Here is a 15,222-nt window from a genome sequence, read left to right as displayed (position 1 = left end):
CATTGATAGGCTGTGTGTGTAAGTCCGGTGACGGATTTAGCTTAACAGTACTAATCGAACCATTGACTTTTTATCTTATCGTCTTGACTTTTATAAGTCTTGACGGTATGCTTGAAGAGAACGTTAAGTATGATTCTTAGGAATTATGATGTTCGCTGGATTTATTCTGGTGATTATTGAGCGGGAGTCACCCTCTGTTCCATCCCGAACCAGACAGGGAAACCCCGTATCGCCGATGGTACTTTGGCTTAAGCCACGGAAGAGTAGGTCGTCGCCAGAATAAATCCAGTTTTGATATAAAAACCGAATTTCACCGCCCATCTGGGCGGTTTTTTTTGGGGTTAAAATATGTTATAATCACAGCATGAAAAAATTTATCAGTTTTGTACACAAGAATATGGGTGCGCTGCCCGACGCGTTGCGTCAAATGGTGGTGGGGCGCGACATCGCCACGGCGACCAACGAATTTAATGCGTTTATGACCGCACTGGCGACTGATTTCCATCGGCAACTGGCATCCGGTATGGATAAAAATAACATTGTGTTGACTGCGCCCGGCAAATTGTTTGGTCACGATGTTAAACTGGATTATGTTGCGTCTGGTTCTATGGGGTCTGTTTATAAAATACAAATCGGCGACCAAAAATACGCGTTCAAGATAAATCGCAATACACTGCATGGTGAATTGTATGCCATGGCATTACAAAAACACGCGCGTGGATTGGTAAATCCAGTCCACATTGGTGCAGTATTTGAATTTGGCGGGCGCAAATATTCATGGGTTCTGTCCGATTATATTGCACGCGACCGCGAAGATGGTTTTGAATCCGCCATGGAAAAAATGTATTACCTGTATTTAACCAAGGGGTTGACAGTCCGCGACGCGCACCCCGGAAATTTCAAGAATGGAAAATTAATTGACACCCCGTCATTAGATATGCGTGACGGCGAACATGATGACATCAAACGTTTAACCCGCATCGAACAGAATATTGTCCAGCGTTTGGCATACTGTATCAAGACGAACGATATCGATACCTTTGCCCAGTTGGCGGCCCACGCGCAAACCCAGAATCCAGCGGTTATAAACTATATGTTTTTAGCGATGAAATTTGGTCGCGCCCCAATATTTGGCGCAGGCCAGACAAATGATTTCGCGCAACGCCTGCGTCGTTTTGAATCGATAATTGACACTGCGTATCGTGCAAACAAACGTGCGCCCGAACATGTGCGATAATTAAAATTTTTCGATTGCATTAAATGCGCATACTTTGTTAAAGTTGTCTTGGACCAGAGTCCAGAAAGGAGAAATTGACGCGCCACATTGTCGTTATCTGTGTGGCGTGTTTTTTTATATCACAACCCCCAGGAAGTGTTTTGCAACCTCGCCAATTATAAAAGACACAATTGATACGCCTGCGCATATCGCCAGCATTTCTAGCGCATGTCGCCACCATCGCCGTCCGCATGTATGCCCAATACACCAATTACATGCAAATATAACAACCACCGCCATAACAAACGACATCACCAACGCAGTATGTGTGTTTGGAATAACTAAGAACGGTAATATCAAAAACGCGCACGTCCCCAGGTACGCAATCCCGGTCATCGCACCTGCGCGCAACGCGTGTGGATTATCATTCGTCTTTTCCGCCAGATAGCACGACGCCCCCATGGACAATCCCGCCGCCACAGACGCGATAATTGCCGATAAAATAATCATACGTCGATCGGCCAGTGTGAACGTCAATCCCCCGATCATCCCCGTCAGGGAAACCAACGCATCATGCATCCCCAGCACGACCGCCGCCGCTGTTTTTAGTCTTCGTGTCATAATGGCAAGCCTAGCATAATATCACGAATCCCCGCCACAGGAATCTTATGAAATTGATTGACAAATCATCATACTGTTCTAGAATCCATACACAATAAAGGATTTATAATGAAGCAGAACAGTCAGCCCGTTTTAACAACGGCGCAAACCAGGGAACAAAATTTTTTATACGATTTGTCGCGTGCATTGTCTGAATGCGATTTATCAAAAATCGATTTAAAAACATTGCCAGGCCGTCATCCTGCGCACAGCGCGTTATTCGACAATTATGAATTAAACGTTACGCGTACGTCTGTGTTTGTGCATAAAAACAATTTTATGAAGGTTTTGGGAATTGGCGACTGGAAATTCCAGGACGGTGTATTTGAACGCTATGAAATATACATCCTAGAAAATGCCAAGAATATGCGCGCGCGTGATGTTGTGCGTTTGTCAGATGATGATTCCACACGCACACATAACGTTATTATGCGTTATGGCACTATGGCCACAGACCGTGGGTATTTTGCCCCATCAAAACATCAGTTAACAAGCAATGACGAAGAAGTATTTTATAATCAAAACGCGCACTTGTTTATGCCTACGAAACAAATTTATAATATTCTGGATGCCGAGTATAATCGTCGCCAGGCCCAGATTCGTGATTACATCCTGGCGGATATTAAATCAGAAACAGACTTGCATATTGCGCAAGAACGTATGCTGTCGGCAATAAAACAAAATCAGAAATAAAAATCCCCCCCCAGTTTTCCCCGCGCAAACGAATGTTTGCGTGGATGTAACCAAGCGGGTATGACGTTTTTATTTTTTTACTTAAATAAACTTTTATTTATCGCAGTATTCATGTCTCAAAAAAATCCCGCCATCTGGCGGGATTTTTTATTGGTCTTCACCGAAATCCATATCGCGTAACTTTTCCGCACGCGGTGCGATTTTTCCAATCGAAATTTGCAGTTGTTCAATATCAGTCTGGGTCATACGAAAATGTTTTTCCACATTCGTCGCGCGGTCATTTAATCGTCCCAAATCAGTCAACAGTGCATCCAATTCTTTGCGAATCTTGGCGGCGACGCGTTTAATTTTTATGTCGGATAAAACAGCGCGAATTGTATTCAACGTTGCCCACAGTGTCGACGGCGACACAATAAATACTTTTTTGCGTGCGGCATATTCAACCGCGCCTGGAAATTCACGATGCAGTGTTTCAAAAATAGATTCAGACGCAATAAACATCATGGCTGATTCCGCCGTCACGCCCGGGATTATATATTTTTCACCAATTGCATCAATATGCTTGCGCACGTCCAGTTCAAATTGTTTGCGTGCCATACCATCGTTTGTGTCCACCAGCATACGATTATAACTTTCCAGTGGAAATTTACTGTCAATAATCATATCTCCCGGCGGATATGGCAATCTGATTACACAGTCCGGTCGTACGCCTGTTTCCAATACGCATTGAAACGCATATGTTTCCGGTGGCATAATGTCACGCACCAAATCTTCCAGTTGGCGTTCGCCAAACGTTCCGCGTGCCTGTTTATTACCCATTAAAATATTTTTGAAATTTGCAATGTCGCCACTGATGTTTTTCAGTTCAATTGCGTTCTGGCTTAACGCGCCCAGGCGTTCCGCCAAACGTTCACGCAGTCGCGCATTATCTTCGCGCAATGCCGATATATCAATCGTTGGCCGTTTCATCAAAACCGCAACCAATAATACAATAATAATCCCCAACAATACAAAAATATAAGTTGTCATTTCCCAATCCTTTGCTATCATTTATTATAAAGGGTTTAATACATGTTGCAAATGAAACTTTGTGGTGATTTAGTTTTGCGTACACAATGTGCGCCGGTGGATTCGATTTCGCCGGAACTATTGTCGACCATGGATGAAATGGTTGAAATGATGCGTGAACAAAATGGTGTTGGCCTGGCCGCGCCCCAGGTTGGGATTTTATCGCGATTCTTGGTGATGATGGACCCAGATTCTGAAACTGTGTACCGCATGATAAATCCCCGTATTATGTCATATGGCGCCGACACCTGCACAATGGAAGAGGGCTGCCTGTCCGTCCTGGGTAATGACGGTCTGCCGGTGTTTGCGAATGTCACACGTCCGGATTCTGTGGTTGTTGAATGGACTGATGAAACGGGCGCAAAAAAAATGGCCCAGATGTCTGGCACACCTGCGCGAATTGTCCAACATGAAACAGATCACCTGGATGGGAAATTATTTATAGATTACCTGTCGCCGTTGCGTCGTGAAATGTTAATGAGAAAGGTTAAAAAGTTCAAAAAATGAAACTGGTCTTAATGGGCACAAACGCGTTTGTTGTTCCAATCTTTGATGCGATAAAAAATGCCGGCCATGAAATCATGGCGGTGTTCACACGTGCCCCAAAACCGATGGGCCGTAAAAAGGTTTTAACACCATCCCCGGTACACACCTGGGCTGAAAATAACGGGTTGACGGTTCATACCAATATAAACGAATATAATTATTCGCCTGATATGGTTGTGGTTATTTCATATGGTGTGATATTACGCGACAATGTTCTGTCGTCTGCACCGGTTATAAATATTCACCCAAGTTGTTTGCCACAATACCGTGGCCCGTCCCCAATTCGTACGGCGATATATAACGGTGATGAAAAATCAGCGGTGTGTTTAATGGCGGTCACCCCTGAATTGGACGCAGGCGATATATTTATGTGTCGTGAATTCGAAATTGGTATTGATGATACAAATGAAACAATTGAAAATCGTGTGTCTGAAATTGGGTCTGAAATGCTGGTTGAATATTTGTCGAATCCGATGGGCTATGCGCCGATTCCGCAAACCGGCACACCAACATATACACATAAGTGGACAGGCACAGATGAAATCATTGATTGGTCACGCAGTGCACGTGAAATTCACAACCAGATTCGTGCGCTGGGATGCGGCCGCACAAAAATCAATGGTATTGATATAAAGTTATTGCAAACAAAAATCGATAATGATAATTTACGCATCCTGCGTGTCCAGCCAGCGGGAAAAAATCCCATGGATTGGACAAGTTTTGTTAACGGTCTGCGCGGTGCAGCAATTAAATATGGGGAATAAGAAATGGAATATAGTGATGGCCCAATTATAATGGATAAATGTTGTTTAAATTGCGTTCACAGTGTTGAACGTCGTGGTGGTATTGCATGTGGTGATCGTGGGCTGTTTCTGCGCATGTTGATGGGTTTGCGCACAGTTGAACGCCCAAACATAGAACATTGCAATAAATTTGAACATATACCGATGGTTGAAAATCATTGTAAATATTGTGAAAACTTTGGCTATCATCTTGATTCGCCGGCGTGTTATAATGTCAGTTTAATGGAATTACTGACATGGGGACCACGCATGGTTGCGCCAACTGAAAAATGTGCAGATTTTAAACTGGCCCAGATGTACCAGCAACGTAAATGGAACGGTCGTTAATCTGATGACACGCTATAAATTAATCTTGGAATATGACGGCACAGACCTAATCGGCTGGCAAGAAAATCGCCAAGGCCCATCGGTTCAATCGCTTGTCAAAGACGCAATTGAAAAATTCTGTGGCGCGCGTGTGGATGTTGTTGGTGCGGGCCGCACAGATTCTGGGGTTCATGCCGTTGCCATGACGGCACATACCGATATTGATGGCGATTATGATGCCCAAACGGTTATGCGTGCGCTGAATTTTTATCTGACGGGCGCGCCTGTATCTGTGCTGGCATGTGAAATTACGCCGGATGATTTTAGTGCGCGTTTCAATTGCATCGCGCGTCATTATAAATATGTGGTTTTAAATCGCGCCGCCGCACCTGTGTTACAGAAAAATCGTGTATACTGGGTGCCGCGTCACCTGGATATTGACGCAATGCGCGTGGCGGCGAATAAATTGATTGGTAATCATGATTTTACCAGTTTTCGCGCATCTGAATGCCAGGCCAAGTCCCCAATAAAAACATTAGATAAAATCGAAATAACGCAAAACGGTGACGAAATTATTTTTGAATTTTCTGCGCGTTCATTTTTGCACCACATGGTGCGCAACATTGTTGGCACGCTGATTGAAATCGGCCTGGGCAAGCCATACGATATTGATGAAATCTTGGCTGCAAAAAATCGTGCGGCGGCCGGCCCAACCGCGCCGGCGTCTGGTCTGTATTTCATCCGCGCAGATTATTAATGCCACCGCCGATTTTGCTGAATATACTTTACGCGCCCACCTGGATAAATAACAAATCCACCACTCATGATTTTATGCGCGCAACTCTTCGACTTAATATCAAAATATGAAACGATGTATCGAACACTGTCATCCGCGCACATTGCACTAATATTTTTCATCAATGGTACAAACTTTTGAACATAGACAATATCGCCATACCTGTACACGCCTTTGTCATGTTTGCGTCGTGGGTTTGGTGTGTTGGTTTGTTCGCCATTTATTTTCTTCCACGTATCGAACGCGAAATAGTGATTTGACGCGCGCGATTTGTTAAATTCCAGTTTCCCATCATCCCGAACAAATGCGACCAGTTCATTATCGTGCGTTGCATAAAACATCGGTCGTGGCGACAAATGCACAATCCCAACACCAACCGCACAAAGCACACCGAACAAAATGTAATTTATCTTAATTTTAATTGGTCTGATTAATACCAGTGTCATAAACGAAACAATGAAACACATCGCCGCTACGTTTGATATATGTGGTACAGTAATTGTGGCAAATGGAATACTTGCAATATATTGCGCGATATCCAGTGCAAAATCATACAACGTATGTGCCCATTCAATCGGCGCACCACCACCAAACAACGCGCCAATTAAAATCAGTGGCATAATTGCAAACGAAAATATCGGCAACAGGATTAAATTCCCAATCAAGCCATAAATCGGAATTGCACCAAAGTGCATCGCAACAAATGGCGCGGTAAATACTGTTGCCACAACAGACGTAATTGCGCACACCCAAATGGCTTTGAGTAATTTGTTACGTGGCATTTTTGGTTTTACATCTGAATACACCCAAACCAGTCCAAACACCGCCGCAAATGACAACTGAAAACCCGCCTGCATAACATAGTGGGGATTCATCAAGAATATAAAACAAAACGCCAGTGCAATATTCCGCAATGAAATCGCGCTGCGCCCAACCATAAACGCCAAAAATATCAAGGTTGTCATAATGAACGCGCGTACAGTTGCAATATCCACACCCGACAAAAACAAATACCCCAGCAACCCAATCCATGCAAATCCCATTGCCGGAATTCGTGCCGGTACACGACGTGTTATATATGGAATTGCCCGAAACAAGAAATAGAATATCAAAAATATCCAACCGCCCACCAACGTCATATGAAATCCACTGATTGACCACACGTGCCCGATACCGGTTGCGGTCCATATCGGATTGTCGTCGGCTGGCACTGCGTTTTTATATCCCAACACCAAACTGTCAACCAAGAATGAATTTGCACGCCCATGAATAAAATTGCGCATGCTGTTTATGCCACCCGTACCACCCGATTCGATTACCTGAAAATCATTGATATATCCTGTTGCGCTTAAACCATTAAAGTACGCCCAGCGTGCATAATCAAATGTTTCGGGCGCGTATGCCACCGACGGTTTGAACAAACCTATGTTCGCACTTATAACATCACCAATCTGTGGTGTTGTAATGTTGCCATCCATTGATACGCGCACGGTTGCCGTTCCGTCACCTGCGCCAATGTCGTTCGCCGCCACAGACAAATATATTCTGGATTTTTCATCTGTGTAATCTATATTTTGAACCATTCCAACAACGGTTAAATTGTGTTTGTTGTATCTCAGTTTTGGTGTGTCTATTAAGTCGGTAAACACACACGCATAGCAAAAGCCAAAAATAAAAACTAACATCGCGCGCAGAATATTCGGCACACGTTTTATAAAAATCGCACCTGATGAAATCAGCAAACCAATATATGCAAAAATCAGTCCTGGCTCGTCCGACATTGTAAAATACAACGCTGCGCCACCGGCCAGTAAGAATGGCACATATAAAAACAGATTTTGATACTGATTATCCAACCAATCCCGCATAGGGAAATTATAGGAATTTATTCCGTATCAATACAAGCCAAAGATTTTTTATGGGGGGAATACATTTTAGTATACCGTGTTATACAATTTCGGGCAATACCAAAAATCATATAAAATCCTATATGTGTCATTGCGAATATTCCGATTCTGTCGTATGATAAAATTCCATAAGGGGGCACTTATGGCAAAATATATATTTATCACTGGTGGGGTTGTTTCAAGTCTTGGCAAGGGCGTCGCAGCAGCAGGTTGTGGCGCCCTTCTTCAATCGCGGGGGTATACTGTACACGCACGAAAATTCGATCCGTATTTAAATGTTGATCCGGGCACTATGTCACCGTTCCAACATGGCGAAGTCTATGTGACGAACGACGGCTATGAAACAGACTTGGACCTGGGGTATTATGAACGATTTCTGGGGGCGCGCCTGTCGCGTAATGATTCGGTATCGGGCGGTCGCATATATTGGGACGTTTTAAATGCCGAACGCCATGGTGATTACCTGGGGGCAACGGTCCAGATGATTCCACATGTATCAAACAAAATCAAAGAATACATATCTGCCCCCACCGACACAGACTTTGTTGTTTGTGAAATCGGCGGCACTGTCGGTGATATCGAAGGTAAAATATTCCTGGAATCCATTCGTCAGTTTGCCAATGACGTTGGCCGCAAAAATGTAATGTTTGTGCACTTAACACTTGCGCCATATTTGGAAAAGTCCGGCGAACTAAAAACCAAGCCGACCCAAATGTCTGTGCGCCAATTACTGGAAAACGGGATTCAGGCCGATATGTTAATCGTACGCACGCCGCGCATGTTGACGGCCGGTGAACGCGATAAAATCGGCATGTTCTGTAACATCCCGGCCAAAAGTGTCATCAGCGGCATAGATGTTGATAACATTTATAAAATTCCATTGGCATATGAATCCCAACATGTATTTGATATTATTGCCGACCATTTTGATTTGCCGCATGCGCGTGGGGACATGACGCGATTTGAACGCATCGAAAATTATCTGTCGGCCGATTTACCAACGGTAAACATTGGCATTGTTGGGAAATACTTTAACGTACCCGATGCCTATAAATCATTGAACGAGGCCTTGTTCCACGCCGGCATCCAAAACAATGTGCATGTAAATTTGAAAAAAATAGACGCCGAAAAATTCACACCTGACGATTGTCGTGATGTTGCGGGGATTTTGGTGCCGGGCGGATTTGGTGCGCGCGGTGTCGACGGCAAAATTGCAGCTGCACGATATGCCCGTGAAAATGGTATTCCATACATGGGAATATGCCTGGGGATGCAGGTTGCCGTTATTGAATTTGCGCGAAATGTTTTGGGGATTGAAAACGCAGGCTCGTCCGAGTTTTCATCAGATTGCACGCCTGTTATTGGCATAATGGCGAATCATAATGCTGAAAATATGGGTGGGACATTGCGACTGGGGGCATATCCGTGTGATGTAACGCCCGATACATTGGCGCATAAAATATATGGTGCGACATCTATATCCGAACGTCATCGTCATAGATATGAAATGGATATCGGATTGGAACAACAATTTGCGTCCGCTGGCATGATAATATCAGGGCGCAGTCCGGACGGAAAACTGCCCGAGATAATAGAACTAAAAAATCATCCATTTTTCATTGCAGGCCAATTTCACCCAGAATTTCAATCCAGTCCATACACCGGCCACCCAATGTTTAATGCCTTTATCCGTGCATCACGGGGATGATACAGAAAAAAACACCGTCAGAAATGACGGTGTAAATACTGGCGGGATTGACGGGGCTCGAACCCGCGACCTTCTGCGTGACAGGCAGACGCTCTAACCAGCTGAGCTACAACCCCAAAGCGTTATGCATATTATACCGTTCCCGGAATAAATGCAAGTACTTTTTTTTATTGTGCCTGCTTTTTTATAATCTGCATTTGGATTATGCCAAATATGTTCGACACCGTCCAATACAGAACCAGTCCCGCCGGCATCCATGCAAACATTATTGTGAACAATATCGGCATCCAACGCATCATACGTTGTGTTTGTGCCGCAACATCGTTGCCAGATGTATTTGTTTTTGGCGATTGCAACCGTTGTTGCAGGTACATCGTCGCGCCCATCAATATCGGTAATATAAAGTATGGGTCCATCGCCGACAAATCAGATATCCACAAGAAATGCGCATTTCGCATCTGAACCGATACCAACAACGCCTTGTACAATGCAAAGAATATTGGAATCTGAATCAGCATTGGCAAACACCCCGACATTGGCGATGTTTTATGCGTCTGGTACAGTTTCATCATTTCCATCTGTAAACGCATTTTATCATTTGCATACAGTTTTTGAATACGCTGCATTTCGGGTTGCATTTTCTGCATTGCGGCCATTGAAACATATGATTTGCGTGTCAGCGGCCACATCAACATACGCAACAAAATTGTCATAATGATAATCGCAACACCATAGTTCATCACAACATGATGAATCCCATTTAACACCCACAGCATTGGCCGTGCCAAGAACCAGAACCAACCATAATCAATCGTTTCAGCGATTCCTGGAATTTTAGATTCAACCGCATCCAGAACATTTTGATCGCGTGGCCCGGCAAATATATTTGTTGTGATTGTTGCGCTTGCGCCATTGGCAACTGTAACTGCACCGGCGGCGGTATCAGTTGTGTATTTATCCCCGACTTTTTTGACGCGGATTGTTTGATCCGGTGTATCAATGGATACAATCGTTTCCCAGTATTGATCAACAAATCCTGCAAATCCATTTGTCGTCGAATATGCGTATGATTTCTTGTCCAGTTTTTGCCACATAACATCTTCGACATCGGAATTTACATATGCAACCGCACCACTTGCAACACCCGACGCAGATTTCATATCATTATCACGCACAACGCGTGCATATGGTGCAAAACTTGCATCATGCCCCGACTTGTTTGTAATTGTGTCTGTGATTGTAATCGTATATCCATCCGGAACAATTGAACGCGTAAATTCAACCCCATCGGAATTACGCCATGTGTATGTATTATCGGTCTGTTTCCAAACGGTTGTGGCAACGGGTGTTGTTGTTCCGGTGGCAATCAGTCCAACCTCAATAAAATTATCATCTGCGCCCATCAGGACAACATTTTCATCCGTGTCCGGCGCAACATTAAAATCAGATAATTTGACATCAGATATGCGCAGCCCCTGAACAGATGCGGTGATTTTATCGGATGCAATATTTGAAACCGGCACATTTGATATATCCTGGATACTTGTTGTGTCTGTTTGTTGTGCGGTCTGTTTTGGCGACATAAATACGCCAACCATCCACCATGCGGCGACAAAGATTAATGCCCACCACAAGAATCCCGAAAAAGGTGATTTTTTTTGGTCTGCATTTTTATTTGCATTCCACATATTAAATCCTGAATTTTTATCCAAATACTGAACCATAATTAATTACCATCCTTTATTGATTTCAAACACTTGCGTCGCGCAATATACAAACACAACAGATACAGCCCCACACCAACAACAATGCAAATATCTGCCACATTAAATGCCGGCCAATGCCACCCGCCAACATGAAAATCCAGAAAATCGATAACTGCGCCAAAACGAATTCGGTCAATCAAGTTGCCAATTGCCCCCCCCGCAATCAAGGCCAGTGGCACAACCTCGTACGATTTTGCACGACGACACAGATAGTATAAAATGAACCCCGTTATAAATCCCGTGGCAATAATCAATATCATTGGCGCAGATTCACCCATCGCCCGAAACAGTGAAAATGACGTCCCTGGATTCCATGTGAATACAATATTAAAGAAATCAAACACGTGCGCCATCAAATATGGCACGGGCACGACATCCCACGCAGCACCCGCCAACGGCAATGTACCTGTTATCAGATACAGCAATATCCCCTTGGTTATCTGGTCTAATAAAACAGCACCCAAAATAATCGATAAAATCACAGTTGTCTTTTTCATTTATGTCTTTCCTATATAGGTTGCAATATAACAATATGCAAGTATAAAATCAAATAAAATGTCCCCATGAATCTGGGGACATATATTAATCGTGCTTATCAGATATAACGGTGGATAATGCTGAATAATTATCACTGCGCATATCGCACACTAAATCATTTATTTTTGCGTCTGATACGCCGACATGCGCCAACACATTATAACCCAACATAAACGATGATTCGATTGTTTCTGGTAATGCCGTTTCAACACCTTCGCGCATCAGCATCTGTGAATCTGCCAGGTTTCGCGCCCGTGCAAAAATCTTGACCCGTGGGGCGATTGATTTGACCGTCAATATACATCTGCGTGCGGTATTCGCATTATCCAATGCCACCACAACCGATTTGACACGCCGCGGTTTTAATCCAAAATCAACCATCACATCGCGATTAGTTGTGTCGCCATAAACAACATTAAATCCCATTTCGCGCCCCATCATAACCGCATTTACATCTAAATCGATTGCCAGGTATGGGATTTTATTTGCGTCCAACATCTGGCATACAATTTGTCCAACGCGCCCAAAACCACACACGATAACATCCGGCTTAATATTTTCATCGGCATCATCCAGTGTACGTGGAAAATGCTGGGGAAATAATTTCCCGCGCCGCTGTAAATAATCGAACAGGCACAACAACAACGGTGTCATCATAATCGACAGAATAATTATCGCTGTCAATATTTCTTCGTGACCAGCCGGGATTGCATTAATGCCACTGGTTTTCATCGTTTGCAACATCAGCAATGCAAATTCGCCCCCCTGGGCCAGAATCAGTGCAATCATTACCGAATCATATGGTTTGACACCACGAACACGTGCCACCATATAAATTGCGAAAAATTTTAACGCCATAAACCCAACCAGGCCAAACAACACAATATACCAGTTATCGCCCAACAGTGGTAAATTCAGCCCCATCCCCAGTGATATAAAGAAAAATGCCAAGAATAATGTTGCATATGGTGAAATTTCTGCGGTTATTTGGTGTCTGTATATTGTTTCAGACATCAGCATACCCGCCATAAACGCCCCCAGTCCCGCCGGCAAGCCCATCAGGTCAACCAACACCGCCCAAATTACAATATTCAGCATAATAGCCAACAGGAACGCTTCTTTGGATTTTAATTTTCCAACATGTCGCAAAACGGGGTTCATCACAAATCGCCCGATAACAATTACAGACACAATCAATGCAATCGATATTACAACAACATCAATCGCAGTTGCCCCCAGGCTAAAAGACTTTCCTGCAAACGCAGGTAACATTGCCAACAGTGGAATCGATAATAAATCCTGGAACAACAAAATCGAAAATGTCTGTCGCCCCATTTCGGTGTTTAGCTGATTGCGGTCGGTCAGCAATTGCAAATCAGCCGATGTACTGGACATCGCCAGCATCATCGACACCATTATGCAACCCATAATTGTCCATGTTGTCACCCCAAACAACAATGGAAACAGCATAACCGCAACCATCAACACCTGGGCAGCGCCAAATCCAAATATTGTCCGTCGCATCCGCCACAGACGCCGCATATTTATTTCCAGTCCTATATTAAACCACAAAAATATAATTCCCATATCCCCCAGGAATGTCCATGTGTCGGACAGTTCGAATAAATCAAACACATATGGGCCCGACAAAACACCTGCGATTAAAAACGCAGCCAACGCGCCAATACGCGCCATGCGCAACATATAAACCAATGCAAATACTATTGCAAAAAATGCCAACAGTGATAAAGACATATAACTCCCCCCCCTCACTATGTCCTGATATAAAAACTATAACAAATTATTTGCTAGCAATGCAAACATTTCCGGTGATAAATTTTCCGCGCGTTCTGTGCCGGTCAATCCGAATTGTGTCCAATTAACATTTGGCATAATTGCGCGAATCATTTTGCGTCGCTGGCCAAACAGTTTTGCGGTTACCTGTTCGATTTTTGCCAGGTCTGTTAACCGGGCAATTTTTTCCGGGTTTGGAATAATCTGTACAACGGCGGATTGAACCTTGGGGCGTGGCACGAATGCAGTATTTGGCACATCAAATAAAATGCGCGCGTCCGCAATCAGCGATGTTAACACCGCCAGTCGTCCATAATGTTCGTCGCCTGGGTGTGCTGTGATACGCTGCGCCACCTCGCGCTGGAACATCAGTGTTAATGATTTTATTTTTTCACCGCCCGCAATTTTCTTTAACCATCCAATCAGTAACTCTGTCCCCACATTATACGGCAGATTCGCACACACCGCATATTCATCCAGCCCCAGTTTTGAAAAATCAACCCGCAACGCATCCTCATAAATAACACTTAATCGACCCACCGATGCATCAATAATCTGGGATAAAATAGGCGCGGTTGTCTTGTCTTTTTCAATTGCAATCACACGTTTCGCGCCCGCCAATAAAATCGCACGTGTCAATCCTGCCGGTCCCGGCCCAACTTCGACCACGGGTGTGGTTGCGATATCTGGTACGCTGCGCGCAATGCGTCCCGTTAAATTCAAATCGAATAAAAAGTTTTGCCCAAATTGCTTCTTGGGTTCTAAACCACATTCGCGCATCATTTCTGATACTGGTGGTAAATTTTCAATCGCGTTTGTCACAGTGATTTACGCCCCCCAAACGCCAACGTTAATGTTCCGTCGTCTAAATAATCTAAATCCCCGCCCAACGGCACACCAGATGCCAGTTCTGAAAACGCCACCCCTGTTGCGTCACCAATCGACGACATAATGTAATGTTGTGTTGTTTTGCCTTCGACCGTGTTGGGCAGTGCGAAAATAATTTCTGTTATTTTTTCATCCGATATACGGGCCGGCAATGTTGCAATATTTAAATCCTGGGGCAATATGCCAGACGCCCCCGACAACAGTCCCCCGATAATATGATATCTGCCATGAAATACAGACGATTTTTCCAATGTCCAAACATCCGCCAAATCGCGCACAATGCACAGTTGCCCATTCGCGCGCCCCGCGTCGCGACAAAATTCACAGGCCGTTCCCCCGCGGTCTGTCAAAACGCCACATCTTGGGCATGGTGCAATATTTTGTGTGGCGTCCAAAATTGCGGCCGCCAACGCATCGGCCCGCCCGGTTTTATCCTGTAATAAACACAGTGCAATGCGTTGTCCGCCACGTGAACCAACGCGTGGCAATTTTGCAAATAACTTAATCAATTTTTCAATTTTTGGATTCATAGCG

Annotated in this window: 15 protein-coding genes, 1 tRNA gene, 1 rRNA gene and 1 other annotated feature; of the genes, 8 read left to right on the top strand and 9 right to left on the bottom strand. The window is 44.2% G+C overall.

Annotation, left to right across the window (positions count from 1 at the left end; all coding sequences use genetic code 11):
• Nucleotides 1-2: 2 nt before the first annotated feature.
• Nucleotides 3-57, top strand: a sequence feature (possible 23S ribosomal RNA but 16S or 23S rRNA prediction is too short).
• Nucleotides 58-165: 108 nt separating this feature from the next.
• Nucleotides 166-280 (top strand): 5S ribosomal RNA (rrf, locus tag E7008_02500).
• A gap of 84 nt (nucleotides 281-364) precedes the next feature.
• Complete coding sequence (locus E7008_02495; protein ID MBE6456788.1) at nucleotides 365-1,237, top strand: hypothetical protein; 873 nt, start codon at nucleotides 365-367, stop codon at nucleotides 1,235-1,237.
• A 114-nt stretch (nucleotides 1,238-1,351) separates the two neighbouring features.
• Here the strand turns inward: E7008_02495 and E7008_02490 are convergent, their stop codons facing one another.
• Complete coding sequence (locus E7008_02490; GenBank protein MBE6456787.1) at nucleotides 1,352-1,837, bottom strand: hypothetical protein; 486 nt, start codon at nucleotides 1,835-1,837, stop codon at nucleotides 1,352-1,354.
• Nucleotides 1,838-1,945: 108 nt separating this feature from the next.
• Here E7008_02490 and E7008_02485 point away from each other — a divergent pair, with 108 nt between their 5' ends.
• Complete coding sequence (locus E7008_02485; GenBank protein ID MBE6456786.1) at nucleotides 1,946-2,569, top strand: hypothetical protein; 624 nt, start codon at nucleotides 1,946-1,948, stop codon at nucleotides 2,567-2,569.
• A 147-nt stretch (nucleotides 2,570-2,716) separates the two neighbouring features.
• On the opposite strand, the gene E7008_02480 is transcribed toward E7008_02485, so the two are convergent.
• Nucleotides 2,717-3,619: a DNA recombination protein RmuC gene (locus tag E7008_02480; protein MBE6456785.1), complete on the bottom strand. Its 903-nt coding sequence runs from the start codon at nucleotides 3,617-3,619 to the stop codon at nucleotides 2,717-2,719.
• Nucleotides 3,620-3,640: 21 nt separating this feature from the next.
• Between E7008_02480 and def the strand changes: the two genes are divergently transcribed.
• The 4 genes from def to truA are packed head-to-tail and all read left to right on the top strand — an operon-like array spanning nucleotide 3,641 to nucleotide 6,049.
• Nucleotides 3,641-4,144, top strand: a complete 504-nt coding sequence (def, locus tag E7008_02475) for a peptide deformylase (protein MBE6456784.1) — start codon at nucleotides 3,641-3,643, stop codon at nucleotides 4,142-4,144.
• Nucleotides 4,141-4,947 carry a methionyl-tRNA formyltransferase gene (locus tag E7008_02470; protein MBE6456783.1) on the top strand — a complete coding sequence of 269 codons (807 nt, stop codon included), beginning with the start codon at nucleotides 4,141-4,143 and terminating at the stop codon, nucleotides 4,945-4,947. The genes def and E7008_02470 overlap by 4 nt, the downstream gene beginning before the upstream one ends.
• Before the next feature lie 3 nt (nucleotides 4,948-4,950).
• Nucleotides 4,951-5,313, top strand: coding sequence for a hypothetical protein (locus E7008_02465; protein ID MBE6456782.1), 363 nt, complete (start codon nucleotides 4,951-4,953; stop codon nucleotides 5,311-5,313).
• Between the two features lie 4 nt (nucleotides 5,314-5,317).
• Nucleotides 5,318-6,049, top strand: coding sequence for a tRNA pseudouridine(38-40) synthase TruA (gene truA, locus E7008_02460; GenBank protein MBE6456781.1), 732 nt, complete (start codon nucleotides 5,318-5,320; stop codon nucleotides 6,047-6,049).
• On the opposite strand, the gene E7008_02455 is transcribed toward truA, so the two are convergent.
• The gene (locus E7008_02455) at nucleotides 6,046-7,956 is read right to left on the bottom strand and encodes a ComEC family competence protein (GenBank protein MBE6456780.1); all 1,911 of its coding nucleotides are present in this window, start codon (nucleotides 7,954-7,956) and stop codon (nucleotides 6,046-6,048) included. The two genes, truA and E7008_02455, sit on opposite strands and share 4 nt — an antisense overlap.
• Nucleotides 7,957-8,137: 181 nt before the next feature.
• Between E7008_02455 and E7008_02450 the strand changes: the two genes are divergently transcribed.
• On the top strand, nucleotides 8,138-9,703 hold the full coding sequence (locus E7008_02450; GenBank protein MBE6456779.1) for a CTP synthase: 1,566 nt from the start codon (nucleotides 8,138-8,140) through the stop codon (nucleotides 9,701-9,703).
• A 39-nt stretch (nucleotides 9,704-9,742) separates the two neighbouring features.
• On the opposite strand, the gene E7008_02445 is transcribed toward E7008_02450, so the two are convergent.
• The 6 genes from E7008_02445 to recR all read right to left on the bottom strand — a co-directional run bounded on the left by E7008_02445 (nucleotide 9,743) and on the right by recR (nucleotide 15,218).
• Nucleotides 9,743-9,819: transfer RNA gene (locus E7008_02445), tRNA-Asp, on the bottom strand.
• Between the two features lie 51 nt (nucleotides 9,820-9,870).
• Nucleotides 9,871-11,427 carry a membrane protein insertase YidC gene (yidC, locus tag E7008_02440; GenBank protein MBE6456778.1) on the bottom strand — a complete coding sequence of 519 codons (1,557 nt, stop codon included), beginning with the start codon at nucleotides 11,425-11,427 and terminating at the stop codon, nucleotides 9,871-9,873.
• A 2-nt stretch (nucleotides 11,428-11,429) separates the two neighbouring features.
• Nucleotides 11,430-11,966: a signal peptidase II gene (gene lspA / locus E7008_02435; GenBank protein MBE6456777.1), complete on the bottom strand. Its 537-nt coding sequence runs from the start codon at nucleotides 11,964-11,966 to the stop codon at nucleotides 11,430-11,432.
• Between the two features lie 85 nt (nucleotides 11,967-12,051).
• On the bottom strand, nucleotides 12,052-13,761 hold the full coding sequence (locus E7008_02430) for a hypothetical protein (protein ID MBE6456776.1): 1,710 nt from the start codon (nucleotides 13,759-13,761) through the stop codon (nucleotides 12,052-12,054).
• Nucleotides 13,762-13,797: 36 nt separating this feature from the next.
• Entirely contained in the window at nucleotides 13,798-14,628 is an 831-nt protein-coding gene (rsmA, locus tag E7008_02425; GenBank protein MBE6456775.1) for a 16S rRNA (adenine(1518)-N(6)/adenine(1519)-N(6))-dimethyltransferase RsmA, read from the bottom strand.
• Complete coding sequence (recR, locus tag E7008_02420; GenBank protein ID MBE6456774.1) at nucleotides 14,619-15,218, bottom strand: recombination protein RecR; 600 nt, start codon at nucleotides 15,216-15,218, stop codon at nucleotides 14,619-14,621. Before recR ends, rsmA begins: the two co-directional genes overlap by 10 nt.
• Between the last annotated feature and the right edge of the window lie 4 nt (nucleotides 15,219-15,222).

This window comes from Alphaproteobacteria bacterium (genome assembly GCA_015062495.1).
Classification (GTDB): domain Bacteria; phylum Pseudomonadota; class Alphaproteobacteria; order Rs-D84; family Rs-D84; genus Enterousia.
The sequence above is the reverse complement of the archived record's forward strand: the minus strand, read 5'-3'. Positions and strand labels throughout refer to the sequence as shown.

Excerpts from the sequence above, each read along its gene's own strand:
- E7008_02495 (MBE6456788.1), top strand. The coding sequence starts at position 365 with ATGAAAAAATTTATCAGTTTTGTACACAAGAATATGGGTGCGCTGCCC.
- E7008_02430 (MBE6456776.1), bottom strand. The coding sequence starts at position 13,761 with ATGTCTTTATCACTGTTGGCATTTTTTGCAATAGTATTTGCATTGGTT.
- E7008_02455 (MBE6456780.1), bottom strand. The coding sequence starts at position 7,956 with ATGCGGGATTGGTTGGATAATCAGTATCAAAATCTGTTTTTATATGTG.
- E7008_02490 (MBE6456787.1), bottom strand. The coding sequence starts at position 1,837 with ATGACACGAAGACTAAAAACAGCGGCGGCGGTCGTGCTGGGGATGCAT.
- truA (MBE6456781.1), top strand. The coding sequence starts at position 5,318 with ATGACACGCTATAAATTAATCTTGGAATATGACGGCACAGACCTAATC.
- lspA (MBE6456777.1), bottom strand. The coding sequence starts at position 11,966 with ATGAAAAAGACAACTGTGATTTTATCGATTATTTTGGGTGCTGTTTTA.
- recR (MBE6456774.1), bottom strand. The coding sequence starts at position 15,218 with ATGAATCCAAAAATTGAAAAATTGATTAAGTTATTTGCAAAATTGCCA.
- E7008_02485 (MBE6456786.1), top strand. The coding sequence starts at position 1,946 with ATGAAGCAGAACAGTCAGCCCGTTTTAACAACGGCGCAAACCAGGGAA.
- E7008_02470 (MBE6456783.1), top strand. The coding sequence starts at position 4,141 with ATGAAACTGGTCTTAATGGGCACAAACGCGTTTGTTGTTCCAATCTTT.
- E7008_02480 (MBE6456785.1), bottom strand. The coding sequence starts at position 3,619 with ATGATAGCAAAGGATTGGGAAATGACAACTTATATTTTTGTATTGTTG.
- E7008_02465 (MBE6456782.1), top strand. The coding sequence starts at position 4,951 with ATGGAATATAGTGATGGCCCAATTATAATGGATAAATGTTGTTTAAAT.
- E7008_02450 (MBE6456779.1), top strand. The coding sequence starts at position 8,138 with ATGGCAAAATATATATTTATCACTGGTGGGGTTGTTTCAAGTCTTGGC.
- def (MBE6456784.1), top strand. The coding sequence starts at position 3,641 with ATGTTGCAAATGAAACTTTGTGGTGATTTAGTTTTGCGTACACAATGT.
- yidC (MBE6456778.1), bottom strand. The coding sequence starts at position 11,427 with ATGGTTCAGTATTTGGATAAAAATTCAGGATTTAATATGTGGAATGCA.